Annotated in this window: 16 protein-coding genes; 7 read left to right on the forward strand and 9 right to left on the reverse strand. The window is 73.7% G+C overall.

The features are described from left to right. Positions 1-59 precede the first annotated feature (59 nt). The 4 genes from Aru02nite_RS10985 to Aru02nite_RS11000 are packed head-to-tail and all read left to right on the forward strand — an operon-like array spanning position 60 to position 3,748. Positions 60-1,103, forward strand: a complete 1,044-nt coding sequence (locus tag Aru02nite_RS10985) for a PP2C family protein-serine/threonine phosphatase (RefSeq protein WP_203657334.1) — start codon at positions 60-62, stop codon at positions 1,101-1,103. 25 nt (positions 1,104-1,128) lie between these two features. Then, positions 1,129-2,415 (forward strand): VWA domain-containing protein, encoded by a 1,287-nt coding sequence (locus Aru02nite_RS10990; protein WP_203657335.1) that lies wholly within the window; start codon positions 1,129-1,131, stop codon positions 2,413-2,415. Positions 2,416-2,441: 26 nt separating this feature from the next. Beyond that, entirely contained in the window at positions 2,442-3,221 is a 780-nt protein-coding gene (locus tag Aru02nite_RS10995) for an FHA domain-containing protein (RefSeq protein WP_203657336.1), read from the forward strand. Then, complete coding sequence (locus Aru02nite_RS11000) at positions 3,218-3,748, forward strand: NUDIX domain-containing protein (RefSeq protein ID WP_275408613.1); 531 nt, start codon at positions 3,218-3,220, stop codon at positions 3,746-3,748. Before Aru02nite_RS10995 ends, Aru02nite_RS11000 begins: the two co-directional genes overlap by 4 nt. Before the next feature lie 27 nt (positions 3,749-3,775). On the opposite strand, the gene Aru02nite_RS11005 is transcribed toward Aru02nite_RS11000, so the two are convergent. Then, on the reverse strand, positions 3,776-4,966 hold the full coding sequence (locus Aru02nite_RS11005) for a glycosyltransferase (RefSeq protein WP_239076627.1): 1,191 nt from the start codon (positions 4,964-4,966) through the stop codon (positions 3,776-3,778). A gap of 22 nt (positions 4,967-4,988) precedes the next feature. Between Aru02nite_RS11005 and Aru02nite_RS11010 the strand changes: the two genes are divergently transcribed. Continuing rightward, a complete protein-coding gene (locus Aru02nite_RS11010; protein ID WP_203657337.1) occupies positions 4,989-6,269 on the forward strand; it encodes a PKD domain containing protein in 1,281 nt (426 codons plus the stop codon). A gap of 893 nt (positions 6,270-7,162) precedes the next feature. Here the strand turns inward: Aru02nite_RS11010 and Aru02nite_RS11015 are convergent. Continuing rightward, positions 7,163-7,711 carry a TetR/AcrR family transcriptional regulator gene (locus tag Aru02nite_RS11015; RefSeq protein WP_203657338.1) on the reverse strand — a complete coding sequence of 183 codons (549 nt, stop codon included), beginning with the start codon at positions 7,709-7,711 and terminating at the stop codon, positions 7,163-7,165. Between the two features lie 94 nt (positions 7,712-7,805). Here Aru02nite_RS11015 and Aru02nite_RS11020 point away from each other — a divergent pair, with 94 nt between their 5' ends. Next, a complete protein-coding gene (locus tag Aru02nite_RS11020) occupies positions 7,806-8,204 on the forward strand; it encodes a nuclear transport factor 2 family protein (RefSeq protein ID WP_203657339.1) in 399 nt (132 codons plus the stop codon). A gap of 514 nt (positions 8,205-8,718) precedes the next feature. Here the strand turns inward: Aru02nite_RS11020 and Aru02nite_RS11025 are convergent. Both Aru02nite_RS11025 and Aru02nite_RS11030 read right to left on the reverse strand, forming a co-directional pair. Beyond that, the gene (locus tag Aru02nite_RS11025) at positions 8,719-8,928 is read right to left on the reverse strand and encodes a dodecin (RefSeq protein ID WP_203657340.1); all 210 of its coding nucleotides are present in this window, start codon (positions 8,926-8,928) and stop codon (positions 8,719-8,721) included. Between the two features lie 68 nt (positions 8,929-8,996). Beyond that, on the reverse strand, positions 8,997-9,854 hold the full coding sequence (locus Aru02nite_RS11030) for a LysR family transcriptional regulator (protein WP_203657341.1): 858 nt from the start codon (positions 9,852-9,854) through the stop codon (positions 8,997-8,999). A gap of 73 nt (positions 9,855-9,927) precedes the next feature. On the opposite strand from Aru02nite_RS11030, the gene Aru02nite_RS11035 reads away from it, so the two are divergent. Then, on the forward strand, positions 9,928-11,145 hold the full coding sequence (locus Aru02nite_RS11035; protein WP_239076607.1) for an MFS transporter: 1,218 nt from the start codon (positions 9,928-9,930) through the stop codon (positions 11,143-11,145). A 56-nt stretch (positions 11,146-11,201) separates the two neighbouring features. Here the strand turns inward: Aru02nite_RS11035 and Aru02nite_RS11040 are convergent, their stop codons facing one another. From Aru02nite_RS11040 to ettA, 5 genes are all read right to left on the reverse strand, one after another. Beyond that, entirely contained in the window at positions 11,202-11,807 is a 606-nt protein-coding gene (locus tag Aru02nite_RS11040; protein ID WP_239076608.1) for a type III secretion system chaperone family protein, read from the reverse strand. Between the two features lie 244 nt (positions 11,808-12,051). Further along, on the reverse strand, positions 12,052-12,669 hold the full coding sequence (locus Aru02nite_RS11045) for a DUF8185 domain-containing protein (protein ID WP_203657343.1): 618 nt from the start codon (positions 12,667-12,669) through the stop codon (positions 12,052-12,054). Further along, positions 12,666-13,073, reverse strand: coding sequence for an acyl-CoA thioesterase (locus Aru02nite_RS11050; protein WP_203657344.1), 408 nt, complete (start codon positions 13,071-13,073; stop codon positions 12,666-12,668). The genes Aru02nite_RS11045 and Aru02nite_RS11050 overlap by 4 nt, the downstream gene beginning before the upstream one ends. A gap of 61 nt (positions 13,074-13,134) precedes the next feature. Then, a complete protein-coding gene (locus Aru02nite_RS11055) occupies positions 13,135-13,542 on the reverse strand; it encodes an acyl-CoA thioesterase (protein WP_203657345.1) in 408 nt (135 codons plus the stop codon). Beyond that, on the reverse strand, positions 13,542-15,236 hold the full coding sequence (ettA, locus tag Aru02nite_RS11060) for an energy-dependent translational throttle protein EttA (RefSeq protein WP_203657346.1): 1,695 nt from the start codon (positions 15,234-15,236) through the stop codon (positions 13,542-13,544). Before ettA ends, Aru02nite_RS11055 begins: the two co-directional genes overlap by 1 nt. Positions 15,237-15,461: the final 225 nt, after the last annotated feature.

Consider the following 15,461-nt stretch of genomic DNA (forward strand, 5'->3'; position numbering starts at 1 on the left):
CCCGCCACTGCCGACCGGGTTCCGCGCCGGTCTCCGGCCCCTCGTCTAGGAGTACTGACGTGCCCACCAACCCGGCGACCGTGCGTACGGTCGACTGCCCGCGCTGCGGCGCGCCGGCGCTGTCCTCGTTCCGGTTCTGCGAGGCGTGCGGCGCCGCCCTGCGCGACGACGCGCCGCCCGCCCGGCGCGGCACCGACTGGGTGTCCTCGACCGCGCCGCCGGAGGAGTGCCCGGCCTGCGGCGGCACCGCGTTCAGCCCCGAGGGGTACTGCGAGGGCTGCGGCCAGCGCGGCCCCACCGGCCCGGACCGCTCGGCGTACGACCTGGGTCTGCTGGCCGGGGTGAGCGACATCGGCCACCGGCACCAGCGCAACGAGGACGCCATGGCCCTCGGCGTACTGCCGGGCACGGCGCTCGCGGTGGTGTGCGACGGGGTGTCGTCGTCGTCGCGCGGTGACGCCGCCTCGCACGCCGCGGTGGACGCCGCGCTGCCGGTGCTGCGCGACGCGGTACGGGACGGGGCGGGCGCGCAGAAGGCGATCGAGCTGTCCGCCGAGGCCGCCCGGGTCGCCGTCGCCGCCGCGGCCGGCCCGGAGACCGGCAACCCGCCGAGCTGCACGTACGTGGCGGCCGTGGTGACCGCGGGGACGGTGACCGTCGGCTGGATCGGTGACAGCCGCGCCTACTGGCTGCCGTACGGGGCGGCCCCGGTGTGCCTCACCACCGACGACTCGCTGGCCAACGAGCTGATCGCGGCGGGCACCCCGCCGGCGGACGCGTACGCGGCGCCGCACGCCGGGGCGCTCGTCCGCTGGCTGGGCGTGGACGCCGACGACGGCCCGCCGAAGGTCGTGACGATCGCGCCGGAGACGCCGGGCCGCCTGATCGTGTGCAGCGACGGCCTCTCCCGGTACCGGTCGGCGCCGGCGGAGCTGGCCGCGTCGACCCCGCCCGGCGCGCCGCTGCCGGTGGCGCACCACCTGACGAAGCTCGCGCTGGACGCCGGCGGCGTCGACAACATCACCGTCGTCGTCGTGCCGTACCCGCCGGCGCAGTCCGGTACGACCCCGCAGCCCGACGCGCGCCCGGCCGAGCCGCGCTGACCCACCGAGATCGAGGGGACCGCAGATGACGCAGCCCGCGTTCACCGCCGACGTCTACCAGAACCAGTACCTCGCGGCCGGCGCCACCACCGTGGACGCCATGGTCACCGTGACCGCGACCGGCGACGGGACCGGCGCCGTACCGGCGGGTGGTGCGCCGAGTGCCGCCGAGGTCATCATGATCGACTGCTCGGGGTCGATGGGATACCCGCGCAGCCGCATGACGGAGGCGATCAAGGCGACCGGCGTCGCGATCGACACCCTGCGCGACGGGGTGCTGTTCGCGGTGGTCGCCGGCCGCAGCATGGCCACCCAGGTGTTCCCGGGCAACGGGATGGTGGCCGCGTCCCCGGAGACGCGGGCGGCGGCGAAGCAGGCGGTCGGCCGGCTCACGCCGGAGGGCGGCACCGCGATCGGCTCCTGGCTGAGCCTGGCCAACCGGCTGTTCGCCGGGGTGGACGCGCAGGTCAAGCACGCGATCATGCTGACCGACGGGCGTAACCAGCACGAGAGCCACGAGACCCTGATGCAGGTGCTGCGTACCTGCGAGGGGAAGTTCACCTGCGACAGCCGGGGCGTCGGCGGCGACTGGGTGGCCGACGAGCTGCGCGCCGTCGCCTCCGGCCTGCTCGGTACGGCGGACGGGTTGGAGGATCCGGCAGAGCTGCCGGCCGCGTTCCGGTCGATGACCGAGTCGGCGATGGGCAAGGCCGTCGCGGACGTACGGCTCCGGCTGTGGACCCCGGCCTCGTCCACCATCCGCTTCGTCAAGCAGGTGTACCCGCAGGTCGAGGACCTGACCGCGCGCCGGGTGGACGTCAGCCCGCGGATCGGCGAGTACCCGACGGGGTCGTGGGGTGCGGAGAGCCGCGACTACCACGTCTCGGTACAGGTGGCGCAGGGTTCGGTCGGCGAGGAGCTGCTGGCCGCGCGGGTCAGCCTGGTCGACGGCGACACGGTACTGACCCAGTCGCTGGTGCTGGCCAACTGGACCGACGACGAGGCGCTGTCCACGCAGATCAACGACCGGGTCGCGCACTACACCGGGCAGGCCGAGCTGGCGTCGGCGATCCAGGAGGGTCTGGCGGCGCGCGAGGCCGGCGACGAGGACACGGCGACGGCGAAGCTGGGCCGCGCGGTGCAGCTCGCCACCGAGTCCGGGCACGAGCAGACCGCCAAGCTGCTGAACCGGGTGGTCGACGTCGTCGACGCCCCCACCGGTACGGTCCGGCTGCGGCGCGACGCGTCGAACGTGGACGCCGAGCTGACCAACGTACGGTCGGTCAAGACGATCCGCGTCAAGAAGTCCTGACGGCGCGCGAGAGGGGTTTGAGCGAGATGCCCATCTGTCCGAAGGGACACACGTCCACCGCCGCGGACTACTGCGACGACTGCGGCGCCCCGATCGGCGGTGCCGCGGCGCCGGCCGCGACGCCCGTGCCGGAGCCGGCCGCCCCGGCCGGCGGCGGGCCACAGACCTGCCCGCAGTGCGGGACGGCGCGGACCGGCCGGTTCTGCGAGGTCGACGGGTACGACTTCGTCGCCGCCGACCTCGGCGGCGGACCGTCCACAGTGGACCCCGCCGACGAGGCCACCGGTACGCCGGGGCCCGACGGCCCCGAGCCCGAGTCCGCTGGGCCCGACCCGGACGACGCGGGATCCGACCCCGACCCGGGTACGGGCAGCGACGAGGCGGCGGCCACGCCCGCGGCGGGTACCGGGTGGCAGGTCGCGGTGACCGCGGACCACGAGTACCACAAGCGGGTGCTGTCGATGGGCGGGCCGGACGCCGACGCGATGGTCTTCCCGCAGTTCTTCCCGGAGCGGCGGTTCCGGCTCACCGGCGGCCAGGTGCTGATCGGGCGGCACAGCCGGTCCCGCGGGATCGATCCGCAGATCGACCTGTCCGGACCGCCGGAGGACCCGGGCGTGTCGCACTCGCACGCGCTGCTGGTCGCCGGCGAGGACGGCTGGTCGGTGGTCGACCTCGACTCGGCGAACGGCACGTACCTCAACGACGGCGCCGACCCGATCGAGGCGAACGTACCGGTGCCGCTGCACGACGGCGACCGGGTACACGTGGGTGCCTGGACGACGCTGACCGTCGCCGCGTCGTGACGGCGCTGGCCGGGCGGTACCCGCGGCTGTTCGCGCCGACGCACTGGGCGTGGGGCGGTATCGACGCCGCGTTCACGGTCACGCCGATGCCCGACGAGCTGGTCACGAACGTGCACCTCGTCGGGTTCGTCGGCGCGGACGTGGTGATCTGCCGGGACGCGCCGGGCCACTGGTTCCTGCCCGGCGGTACCCGGGAGGCCGGTGAGACGGTCGACGCGTGCCTGGCGCGCGAGCTGGTCGAGGAGGCGGGCGCCGAGCTGGCCGGACCGGTGCGGATCCTCGGCGCGCACGACTGCCACGACCCGAAACCCGAGCCGTACCGGCCGCACCAGCCGCATCCGCGCAAGGCGTGGCTGTGGTGCGCCGCCGACGTACGGCTGGTGGGTCCGCCGACGGTGCCCGACCACGACGCCGAACCGGTCGAGGAGGTGCGCGCGGCCCCGCTCGCCGAGGCCGCCGCGCTGCTCGCCCCGGGCGGCGACTGGCTGCCGGACCTGCTCGCCCTCGCCGCCGACACCCGCCCCTGACGTCCGCGCCCCGCAGCGGCGACCGCGTCAGGTACGCGGGTAGGTGCGGCCCTTCCACGCCGCGTTCCGGCCCCGGGCGTACTGGAGCGCGGAGTCGACGGTCATCGCGCCGTACAGGGTGGCGATGAGCGGGAGCAGCACGGCGAGCGGCGCTGGCTGCCGGTAGTACCGCAGCATGGGCAGGAAGAGTGCGGCGGACAGCAACCAGCCGGCGCCACCGAGTACGAGGGTGGCGGTGGAGGCGGTGACGAGCCCGGCGACCACCGCGGCCGGCGGTACGAGGAACAGCAGGGCGAGCCCGAGCACCGTGCCGGCGAGCAGCGGTACCGAGTAGTGCAGTTGCGGGAAGGCGCTGCGGGACACCATCCGCCACAGCGGCCCGAGCCCCGGGTACGGCCGGACACTGTGCACCAGATCGCCCAGCCCGAGCCAGATCCGCCCGCCCGCGCGCTTGACGGCGCGGCCGAGGGCGACGTCGTCGATGACCGCGTCGCGTACCGCGGGGATGCCGCCGGCCGCGTCGAGCGCGGCGCGCCGGACGAGGACGCAGCCACCGGCCGCGGCGGCGGTCCGGGCACCCGGCCGGTTCACCCAGCGGAACGGGTAGAGCAGGGCGAAGAAGTACACGAAGGCGGGGACGACGAGGCGTTCCCAGCCGGTCTCGACGCGCAGCCTCGCCATCTGCGACACCAGGTCGCGGCTGCCGGCGGCGGTGACCAGGGCGCGCAGCGAGCCGGGCCGGTGCGCAATGTCCGCGTCGGTGAACAGGAACAGCTCGGCGTCACCCGCCGCGCGTACGCCGGCGTGCAGCGCCCACAGCTTGCCGGTCCAGCCGGGCGGTGGCTCCCCCGGTTCGACGACGGTGAGCGGCAGCGGCGCACCGGCGGCCAGCGTACGGGCGACATCCGCGGTCCCGTCGGTCGAGCCGTCGTCGACGAGCACCACCCGCGCCACCCCCGGGTACTCCTGGTGCACGAGCGCCGGCACGGTCGCGGCGAGCACGGCGGCCTCGTCCCGCGCCGGTACGACGACGGCGAGGTCCGGCCAGCGTTCCGGCGGCGTCGCGGCGGGCAGCCGCTGGTCGGTACGCCAGTATCCGCCGCGCGCGACGGCGAGCCAGACCCACGCCGCGAGCGCCACCACGGTCACCACCAGCAGTATCACCGCCCGCACGGTACGCATCCGCGCCGCTCGCCGCTCGTTGGACACCGTGATCATCTTCACGGAAGGGTGGTACGCGATGCGCCGCCGCTGTCTTGTCCTGCTGGCCGCCGTCCTGGCCACCGTCCTCGCCGTCGTGTTCACCGCGACGCCCGCCGCCGCCACCGGCGCCCAGCCGCGCGTCGTGTCCGACCGGCCGGCGAGCTGGACCCCGCACGTCCTCGACGGCACCGTGTACGCGATCGCCGTGGTCGGCACCGAGGTCGTCGTCGGCGGCGACTTCACCCGCGTCGCCACCGCCGACCGGTCGACGACGCTGAGCCGGCACGGGCTGTTCGCGTTCCGGCTCGGTACCGGGGAGATCTCGTCGTCGTTCACGCCGACCCCGGACGGCACCGTCCGCGCGCTCGCCGCCGGCCCCGACAACACCGTGTACGCCGGCGGCGACTTCAGCACGGTCGGCGGCGCCGGTCACCGCGGCATCGCCCAACTCGCCGTCCCCTCCGGTACTCCCATCGCGGCGTTCACGTCGCCCGGCGTGGACGGCGGCGACGTCACGGCCGTCGCCGTCCACGGCAGCGCCCTGTACGTCGGCGGCTCGTTCACCGGCGTCGACGGTACGGCGCGGCCGGCGCTCGCGAAGCTGTCCGGAACCAGCGGCGCGCTCGACACGAACTTCAACGCCGGGCTCGCGCAGCAGCGCTCCGGCCGGCTGCGGCTGGAAAAGCTCGCCATCACCAACGACGGCGCCACCCTCGCCGCCGCCGGCACGTTCACCCGCGCCGGCGGCGCCGACCGCAACCAGCTCGCCCTGCTGTCCGCGGCCAGCGGCGCCGCCCGCAACTGGTACACCACCGCGTACGTGCCCGACTGCCACGCCGGCTACAACACGTACCTGCGCGGCGTCGACTTCGCGCCCGACGGGTCGTACCTCGTGGTCGTGACCACCGGGCACCAGGCCGGCGACAAGGCCATGTGCAACTCCGCCGCCCGCTTCGACACCGGCGGCACCGGCGCGCACGACGCCGTCTGGGTCAACCGCACCGGCGGGAACTCCCTGTTCGCCGTCGCCGTCACCGGCGCCGCCGTGTACGTCGGCGGCCACGAACAGTGGCTCGACAACCCGCACGGCGACAAGTCCGCCGGCCCCGGCGCCGTCTCCCGACCCGGCATCGGCGCCATCGACCCCACCACCGGCAAGGCCCTGGCCTGGAACCCCACCCGCAGCCGCGGCGTCGGCGTCCAGTCCATGGTCACCTACCCCGCCGGATCCGGGTACCCGGGCGGGCTGCTCGTCGGCAGCGACACCGACCAGCTCGGCCACGAGTACCACGGGCGGATCGGCGCCTTCCCCCTCTGACCCCGCGCGACCGCAAACCCAAGCGCCGCAACACAACCAGCCCCCGCCGGCCCACCCCGCCAGATCGGGTACGGGCCGGCGGGGCGCGGCGCGACACGGGCGGATCGGTGTGAGGCGGGTCGGGCGGCGCGGGAGGCGCGGCGCGGGAGGCGGGGCAACGGCGCACGGAGCGAAGCAGCGCGGCACGGGGCAGGGCGGCTTGGGGCGGGACGGCATGGGGCGGGACGGCGCGCGGAGGGCGGGCGGCGACGTCGGCTACCTCCCGACATCCGCACACGCGTCCTGAACCGACCGCGCGCCTTGGCTCGACCGGACAGACGGAGCAACGCGGACCGCCCCCTGCCTGACCATGACCAGGACTTCGAACACGATCATCAGCGCAGATTGTCCAATTGTCTCATTGTTCAATTGTTGAACAATCGAGCGGGCGCTCGCCGAAGTTGATCATGGTGGCGATCCTGCCGTCCGCCAGCCCCGGATCCCGGGCAACGTTGCACCCCACTCGTCGCCAGCCCACTCGTCCGGAAACCACGGCGCAGCAACGCACACCATCGTCCGGCCGGGCTACGACTCCCGGAAAACGTTGCGCAGCAACCCAAACCGCCGCGACCATGCCCAGCTGGGATCGCTGCCGCCACACGGCGACCGATCGGCACCTGCCCCGGCCACGGACACGGACACAGGCACGGGTACGGGCACGGACCCGGGCACAGGCACACGCACACGCACACGCACAGGCACGGGCACGGGCACGGACGAAACGTTGCGACAGTGCTTTCGCCGCACCCCGTCGACCCCGCTCGGCCCGACCGGAGGGCGGCGCCCCACGGCAACGCAACCGAGACCGTCCCGACCCAGTACGACAGGGGAACGTTGCTGTGTAAGGGAACTGGTCAGGGGCGTAGGGCGGACAGGATGAGGTCGAGGGTACGTTCGCGCAGCGGATCGTCGTCGAGGTACGTGACGGCGTGGGTGGCGGCGACGAGTAGCGCGAAGACCTGGCGTACCTCGATGTCGGTGCGGGCGGTGCCGGCGCGCTGGGCCTGATCGAGGAGGGTACCGACGGTGTTCGTGAGGCGCCCGCGGGCGGGGGCGACGGCGTCGCTGACGTCGACGCCGGCCCGTTGGAGCGCCTCGGCGAACGCCGTCTTGAGGCTCGACGCGGCCACCGCGGAGCGCATCAGCCGGTAGAGCCCGTCGCCGGATTCCCCTTGCGCGGCAAGGGTTTCGGCTTCGTCGGCGAGGGCGTCGAGGCGGGCGGCGAGTACGGCGGAGAGCAGGGCTTCCTTGGTCGGGAAGTGGCGGAACACGGTGCCGACGCCGACTCCGGCGTGCCGGGCGATCTGTTCGGTGGAGGCGCCGAGTCCGTGTTCGGCGAACACGGCGTGGGCCGAGTCGAGTACGCGGGCGCGGTTGCGGGTGGCGTCGGCGCGCGGCGTCATGCGGGCACCCCCTGGACAACCGGAGTGATCAGTCCGTATTCTCTAATCGGAGTCACGGCTCCGTATTCTAGTCTCCGCACTCCGGGAGTTCACCATGTCCGCACCCGCCACCCCGCGCCAGGTCTTCGAACGGCTCCTGCACGGCATCACCCACCACGACTTCGACGACCTCTGGCAGCTGTACGCCGAGGACTGCGTCGTCGAGGTCCCCTTCCAGCGCCCCGAACCCGCCAGGTACGAGGGGATCGCCACCATGCGCGAGCACTTCGCCAACCCGGCGACCCGCAGCATCGAGATCACCGCCGAGGACGTCGAGGTGCACGAGACCGCCGACCCGGAGGTGATCGTCGGCGAGTGGGTCTACCGGTTCACCGCCGGCGACCGCACCGCCGTGGCCCGCAACATCCAGGTCATGCGGGTACGCGACGGCAAGATCCAGTGGTCCCGCGACTTCCACGACCACACCGCCGTCGCCGCCCTCCTGGCCGCCTGACCAGCACGATCACCGCCCGACGGTACGCCGGGCCCGGCGTCACCGCGCCGGGCCCACGGTCACCGCGGCCCCGCGGCACGACCAGCGACCAGCGATGCGGCTCAGCGCCTGCGGCCAGCAACCAGCACCACGGGCCAGGGCCAACGACCAACGACCAACGACCAACGACCAACGACCAACGACCAACGACCAAACGAAACAGTGTCACGGCTCAGCGCCAATGGCCGGCGGCCGTGTGCCAGCGGCCTATGACCAGCGACCAGCACCACCGGCCAAGGCCGAGGGCCAGCGGCCGCACGACACGAGGCGGCGCGGGGCGGGCGGCACGGGGCGGCGCAGCGCGGCCCGGCGCGGAACGGAGCGACACGGGCGGATCGGCGCCTTTCCCGTCTGACCGGCGCCCGCAAACCCAAGCGCCGCAACACAACCAGCGCCCGTCGATCCGCACCCGTCGGGTACGGAACCCACGCGTACCGCGGCGGGAACGTGACCGGCGGCGGGTGCGACCCGGCCGTCAGTCCTCGATGCGGAAGCCGATCTTCATGCCGACCTGGTAGTGGGCGACCGCGCCGTCCTCGATCTGGCCGCGTACCTGGGTGACCTCGAACCAGCTGACGTGCCGCAGCGTGGTCGAGGCGCGCCGGATGCCGTTGTTGATGGCGTCGTTGATCGACTCGGTCGACGTACCCACGATCTCGGACACCCGGTATGTGTGATTCGCCATGCCCCACGATGGCACGGCAGGGCGCCCGACGCGGCCGGAACCGCGCAGCTGCCCCGTTTCCGGGTACGTCAGCGCAACCCGAGCGCGTCGCGTACGTCGGGGAGCGCGGCGAGCAGTCGCGGGTCGCCGGGGCGTGGCGTGATCAGTGACAGCTTCAGCGGCGTACGGAACGGCAGCGGCTCGATCCGTTCGTCGGGGCGCGGGTCGGCCGCGACGGCGGAGCGGGGCAGGACGGCGAGGTGGCCGCTGCGGCGCGCCATGCCGAGGGTGGTGGCGAGCGTCGCGCCGAGCCGTACGTCGGCGCCGAGCCGTTCGAGCCGTCGCCGTACCTCGGCGAGCCGCAGATCGTACGTGGCGAGCACGACGTGGCGGCCGCGCAACGGCTGGCGGCCGGCGCGTACCGCGGGGACGCCGGGGACGCGGAGGAACACCAGCTCGTCGGCGCCGACGGGGTGCGCGCGCAGGCCGCGGGGCAGCGCGATCTGGTCGGCGATGGCGACGAACGCGGCGTCCATCGTGCCCTCCGCGACCCATTCGACGAGCAGGTCGCCGTGGTCGACGCGCTGGTCGACGGCCACGTCCGGCAGCGCGTCGAGTACCGGGAAGAGGGAGGCGGCGAGGCTGGCGAACGTGCCGACGACCAGCGGCCGGCCGGCGCCTGCCGTCCGCGTGTCGGCGAAGACCCGGTCGAGGTGGCCGAGGATGTGCGCGGCCTGCCGGGACAGTTCCGCGCCGGCCGCGGTCGGTCGCGCGCCGGTGGTGTCCCGCTCGAACAGGCGTGTCCCGACGCCGCGTTCCAGCCGGGACAGCCGGGCGCTGGCGGCGGGCTGGCTGACCCGCAGCGCGCGGGCGGCGGCGCCGATCGACCCGGTACGCGCGATCTCCGCGACCAGCTGCAGGTCATCGACTCCGGGACGGGTGGCCATAACGCGATTCTATGAGCCGCGCACCGTTTCCCGCGGCTACCGCCCCCGCCGGTACGGCCCGACGATGGTGCCCGTGCGTACCAGACGAGACGTAGCGATCATGTTGTCCACCACGTTCGTGGTGTGGTGGGGGCAGCGGATGACCGCGGTGGCGATGCCGCTGGTCGCCCTCGCCGCCACGCACTCCCCGTGGGCCACCGGCCTGGTCGGCGGGATGGCCGGCCTGCCGCTGGTCACCTCGCCGTGGTGGGCGCGCCGCGGCTGGCAGCGCCTCATGTCCGGCCGCGCCGTCGCCCTGGTACTCGTCGCCCAGGTGCTCGGCCTGCTGATCGTCCCCGGTACGGCACTGGCCGGTCCGGTACGGTGGCCCGCGCTCGCCGCGACCGGGCTGGTGTCGGGTGCGGCGAGCGCCCTCGCCGGCCCGGCGCAGCGCGGCCTGCTCGCCGAGATCGCCGAGCCGCTCGGCCCGTACGCCGCGGCCCGCGCGCTGGCGTGGCAGGACTTCGCGCACCGCGCGTCGATGATCGTCGCCCCCGCCCTCGGCGCCGTCGCCGTCACCGCGTGGGGTCCGGTACCGCTGCTGTGGTGCGAGGCGGCCGGCGTGTCCGTCGGCGCCATCCTGATCGCGACCGTACGCGGGCGGGTCCGGCACGTCCCCGGAGCCGCGAAGGCCGAGCCCGGGCCGACGATGCGCGCGGTGCTGCGCCGGTATCCGTCGATCGCGGTGGCGGTCGCCATGGACGGGATCGGCGGCCTGGTGTGGTTCGCGTTCACGCTGGGCCTCGCCGTACGCGGGGCCGAGTCGCACCAGCCGGGCGCGCTGATCGCCGCCGGCATGACCGGGTACGGCGTGACCTCGGTGATCGCCGCCCTCGTCTGCCCGCGGCTGCTGCACCGGCTCCCGTGGCTCGCGACCACCGCCACCGCGTACGTGGTGCTCGGGTCGACGTTCGCGGCGCTCGCCGTCTGCGGCCCGTCCGTACCGGTGGTGGCGGCGGTCGCCGCGGTCGGCGGCTGCCTCACCCCGTTCGGGAACGCCGCGCTGGACGCGCTGATCAGCGCGCGTACCTCGGGTGCGGAGCGGCGGACCGCGTTCGCCGCGTCGGCGTTCGTCCACGACGGGGCGGTGTCCGTGGGACTCGTCGCCGGCGGCACCGTCATCGGCCTGGCCGGATCGACCGCCACCCTCGCCGTCGCCGGCGTACTCCAGGTCGCGGCCGGTCTCGCCGGCCTCGGCTGGCGCCTGCACCGCCGTACGAGCCGGCGGCGCGTCGCCCCGGTGCTGCCGTGAGCGGCCCGGGAGTACCCGGGGATCGGCTCAACGGCAACGATCCCGAGCGGGACCGGTCAGAGGACGGCGCCGTCGGTGTGCAGCCACTCGGCCCACGCCTCGGCCACGTCGACCGCGCAGCCCAGCAGCTCGTCCAGCAGCGCCTCGTGCACGCCGGGGACCAGCGGCACCTGCATCTCCGCGTACAGCGGGAGTCGGCCCGAGTCGGTCGGCTCCCCCAGGTACGCCTTGAGGAAGCGCCGGTCGTGGTTCCACGCGTTGACCGCCGGGTACGCCCGGTCGGCGAAGTCGGCGGGAACGGTGCCGTGCGCGCGGGCCCGCACCATGAGGATGTCCCGGTCGGGGCCCTCCAGCGCGAACATCACCGCGTGCCGCTCCCACATCGCGACCAGGTTGCCGGATGCGGGATCGGTCAGGAAGTAGACGTCGATGCGGCGCAGCGCGTCGGCCAGCCGCGGCGCGGTGACCGGGCTCGGGCCGGCGCTCGCCGCCTTGAGCAGCGGCATCAGGTCGTGCGTGCCGGTACGCACGGCCGGGATCGGCGGGTTCATCGTGGCCGCCTCGACGTCGGCGAATCCGTCGAATCCGCCGGCGTTGCGGCTGGTGTTCGTACGACCGGCGTCGTTGTTCCGGCCGTCCTGGCTCCTGCGCCACCAAGGCATCGCGTCGTCCCCTGCTCGCTGTCGGGAGGTCTCGACCGCGGGCACACACCCGCCTGAGCGCCCGGAGGAGTGAGCCGCGGCTGACGCCGGCTCACCACCCGTCTGCTACCGGGCGCGGTCGATGTGGTTGTGGGTGAGCCGACCGGTGGGACGCCGGTGTGGGGGGCTCCGAGCCGACGGTACCGGCGTCGGAGGGCAACGGCGATCGTGCTGTTGGCCACATCACCCGTCACCGAGTGTGATGTCAGCCGCCGTTCAGGGGATCAAGGGTCAGCCCGGCGGCGCTCCGGTACCAGGCGGTCCCGAACCGGCCGTGCGCGGCCAACCAGGGACCGACCGTACTGAAACGGACGGGGTCCGGGCCGACGAAACCCATGCGTACCAGGGCGGTGACGACACGGGTCGGTACCGCGATGTCCGGTTCACCCGGGGTGTGCAGGGTCAGCGCCACGTGGTCCAGCAGCGCGTCGCGCAGCCGCCGCTCCCCCACGCCGCGGCCGGTCGACTGGCGCAACGTGGCCGCCGCCGCGTCGGCGATCCGACGGACCTCGGCGGCGGGCACCTCGTCGCGGACCGCGCCCGCCGGCGGGGGCAGCGCGCCCCGCCAGTCGGCGTCCCGGCGCGCCGGAAGCGGGCCGTCCGGCAGCGCCGCGAGCAGCTGCCCGGCCCGTACGGTGGCGTCGTCGGTGAACTCGCCGCGGACCGTGCGGGACACGAGTACGTCGAAGGGCAGGCGCGCCCACAGCGTCACCAGGTCGGGGCGCCCGTCGACCGGGCGCAGCCGGACCAGCGCGGCGGGGTCGAGCCGGACCAGCCGGGCCAGGAACGCGCCGGTGTCGGCCACCGAGTCCGGATGGATCACGCGTCGTCCCGCCAGCGGTTCAGGAACTCCCGCTCGGCCGTACTCAGCCGGCGCGGGTGCCCGCCGTCCAGGTCGTACGGCGCGAGCACGGACGTGGCGCGGCTCGCCAGCCGCCCGTCGTCGAACAGCTCGTACGACACGCGGAACGACGCGTTGCGGATGTCGGCGATCCACAGCTCGATGCGTACCGGGTCGCCGAAGTCGACCTGGCGCAGGTAGTCCACCTCGTGCCGGACGATGACCGTGCCGGCCTCCAGCGTGGTGATGCCCTCCCGCCGCGCGGCCAGGAACATCACCGCCGCGCGCGCCTCCTCGTACAGGGTGAGGAAGCGGGCGTTGTTGACGTGCCGGTACGCGTCCAGGTCGGACCAGCGGATCGGGCAGTCGTACTCGAATCGCGCCACGCATCGCCTCCCGTGCCGGGCGCCCGCCGCCGGTCCGCGGACCGCGACGGCGCCGCGTCCCTCACGCCTCCAGGTACGACGACCAGAAGGCGCGCTCGTCGTCGCCCAGCGGCCGCGGCTTGGCGTCGACGTACGAGTAGGCGACGAGGATGCACTCGCAGCGCGCGACCGGGGTGTCCCCGTCGGACAGCGTCGCCTCCAGCGTCCACGACGTCGTGCCGACCCGCGACACCCACGTCTCCGCCCGCAGCGACAGGCCCGGCCGGTACAGCACGGGCGCGAGGTAGTCGACGGCGACCCGGGCCGCGATGCAGCCCCGGTCGTCCGGCGAACCCGGCATCCCGCCCGGGGACTCGGCCAGCAGCGCCATCCGCCCGTCCTCGAACAGCGACAGGTAGCGGGCGTGGTTGACGTGCCCCAGCGTGTCGGCGTCGACCCAGCGCAGCTGGACGTGGTGCGTCGCGCGCATCAGTCGCGGGTCAGCTTCCGGTACGTGACCCGGTGCGGGCGGGCGGCGTCCGGTCCGAGGCGCTCGATCTTGTTCTTCTCGTACGACTCGAAGTTGCCCTCGAACCAGAACCAGCGCGGCATGCCGTCGTCGTCCAGGCCCTCCCAGGCCAGGATGTGCGTGGCGATGCGGTCGAGGAACATCCGGTCGTGGCTGGTGATCACGGCGCAGCCGGGGAAGTCGAGCAGCGCGTTCTCCAGGCTGCCGAGGGTCTCGACGTCCAGGTCGTTCGTCGGCTCGTCGAGCAGCAGCAGGTTGCCGCCCTGCTTGAGGGTCAGCGCCAGGTTCAGCCGGTTACGCTCGCCGCCGGACAGTACGCCGGCCTGCTTCTGCTGGTCCGGACCCTTGAACCCGAAGGCCGCCACGTACGCCCGGGACGGCATCTCGACCTTGCCGACCATCAGGTGGTCCAGCCCGTCGGACACGACCTCCCACAGCGGCGTCTTCGGGTCGATGCCCGACCGCCCCTGGTCCACGTACGACACCTGGACGGTCTCGCCGATCCGGATCGACCCGGAGTCCGGCTGCTCGTCGCCCACCAGCATCTTGAACAGCGTGGTCTTGCCGACGCCGTTCGGGCCGATGACGCCGACCAGCCCGTTCTGCGGCAGGGAGAACGACAGGCCGTTGAACAGCGTGCGGAAGCCCTGCTCCGGGTCCTTGAAGCCCTTGTGCAGGTCGTCGACCTCGACCACGACGGTGCCCAGCCGCGGGCCCGGCGGGATCTGGATCTCCTCGAAGTCGAGCTTGCGGGTCTTCTCCGCCTCCGCCGCCATCTCCTCGTACCGGCCGAGCCGGGCGCGGCTCTTGGTCTGCCGGGCCTTCGCGTTGGACCGGACCCACTCCAGCTCGTCGGACAGCCGCTTGCGCAGCTTGGCGTCCTTGCGCCCCTCGACCGACAGCCGCGCCGCCTTCTTCTCCAGGTACGTCGAGTAGTTGCCCTCGTACCCGTGGACGTGGCCGCGGTCGACCTCGGCGATCCACTGCGCGACGTGGTCCAGGAAGTACCGGTCGTGCGTGACGGCGATGACGGCCCCGGGGTACTTCTCCAGGTGCTGCTCCAGCCACTGCACGCTCTCCGCGTCCAGGTGGTTGGTGGGCTCGTCGAGCAGCAGCAGGTCGGGCTGCTCCAGCAGGAGCTTGCACAGCGCGACGCGCCGGCGCTCACCACCGGACAGGTCGGTGACGGGCGAGTCGGCCGGCGGGCAGCGCAGCGCGTCCATCGCCTGCTCCAGCCGGGAGTCGATCTCCCACGCGTCGGCGTGGTCGAGCTCCTCCTGCAGCTGGCCCATCTCGGCCATCAGCTCGTCGGTGTAGTTCGTCGCCATCTCCTCGGCGATGGCGTTGAACCGGGCCAGCTTCGCCTTCGTACCGGCGACGGCCTCCTCGATGTTGCCGAGGACGGTCTTCGACTCGTCGAGCGGCGGTTCCTGCATCAGCATGCCGACCGTGGCGTCCGGCGCGAGCTGCGCGTCGCCGTTGCTGAGCGGCTCCAGCCCGGCCATCACCTTCAGCAGGGTGGACTTGCCGGCGCCGTTCGGACCGACGACGCCGATCTTGGCGCCGGGCAGGAAGCTCAGGGTGACGTCATCGAGGATGACCTTGTCACCGTGGGCCTTGCGGGCCTTACGCAGGACGTAGATGTACTGGGCCACGGTGGCCACAACCTCCGCACGAGAACTCTGGACTCAGCAACTCCGAACTCAGCGACTCCGAGCCCGGCGACCGGCCCGACGCGTACGCCGACCCACGACCCGTAATCGTCTCAGGTCGCCCGTTATTCCGTGTAGCCGGGATGGCGCCTCGCGGCGAGCTGCCGGCACCGTACGACGAGATGACGACGAGGTAACGACGGTTGCCCGCGCGTTACGGCTCCGATG

Source organism: Actinocatenispora rupis (assembly GCF_016861975.1).
Taxonomy (GTDB): Bacteria; Actinomycetota; Actinomycetes; order Mycobacteriales; family Micromonosporaceae; genus Actinocatenispora; species Actinocatenispora rupis.

Coding starts and splice junctions, on each gene's coding strand:
- Aru02nite_RS10990 (WP_203657335.1), top strand. CDS start 1,129: ATGACGCAGCCCGCGTTCACCGCCGACGTCTACCAGAACCAGTACCTC.
- Aru02nite_RS10995 (WP_203657336.1), top strand. CDS start 2,442: ATGCCCATCTGTCCGAAGGGACACACGTCCACCGCCGCGGACTACTGC.
- Aru02nite_RS11005 (WP_239076627.1), bottom strand. CDS start 4,966: ATGATCACGGTGTCCAACGAGCGGCGAGCGGCGCGGATGCGTACCGTG.
- Aru02nite_RS11010 (WP_203657337.1), top strand. CDS start 4,989: ATGCGCCGCCGCTGTCTTGTCCTGCTGGCCGCCGTCCTGGCCACCGTC.
- Aru02nite_RS11015 (WP_203657338.1), bottom strand. CDS start 7,711: ATGACGCCGCGCGCCGACGCCACCCGCAACCGCGCCCGCGTACTCGAC.
- Aru02nite_RS11020 (WP_203657339.1), top strand. CDS start 7,806: ATGTCCGCACCCGCCACCCCGCGCCAGGTCTTCGAACGGCTCCTGCAC.
- Aru02nite_RS11025 (WP_203657340.1), bottom strand. CDS start 8,928: ATGGCGAATCACACATACCGGGTGTCCGAGATCGTGGGTACGTCGACC.
- Aru02nite_RS11030 (WP_203657341.1), bottom strand. CDS start 9,854: ATGGCCACCCGTCCCGGAGTCGATGACCTGCAGCTGGTCGCGGAGATC.
- Aru02nite_RS11040 (WP_239076608.1), bottom strand. CDS start 11,807: ATGCCTTGGTGGCGCAGGAGCCAGGACGGCCGGAACAACGACGCCGGT.
- Aru02nite_RS11055 (WP_203657345.1), bottom strand. CDS start 13,542: ATGCGCGCGACGCACCACGTCCAGCTGCGCTGGGTCGACGCCGACACG.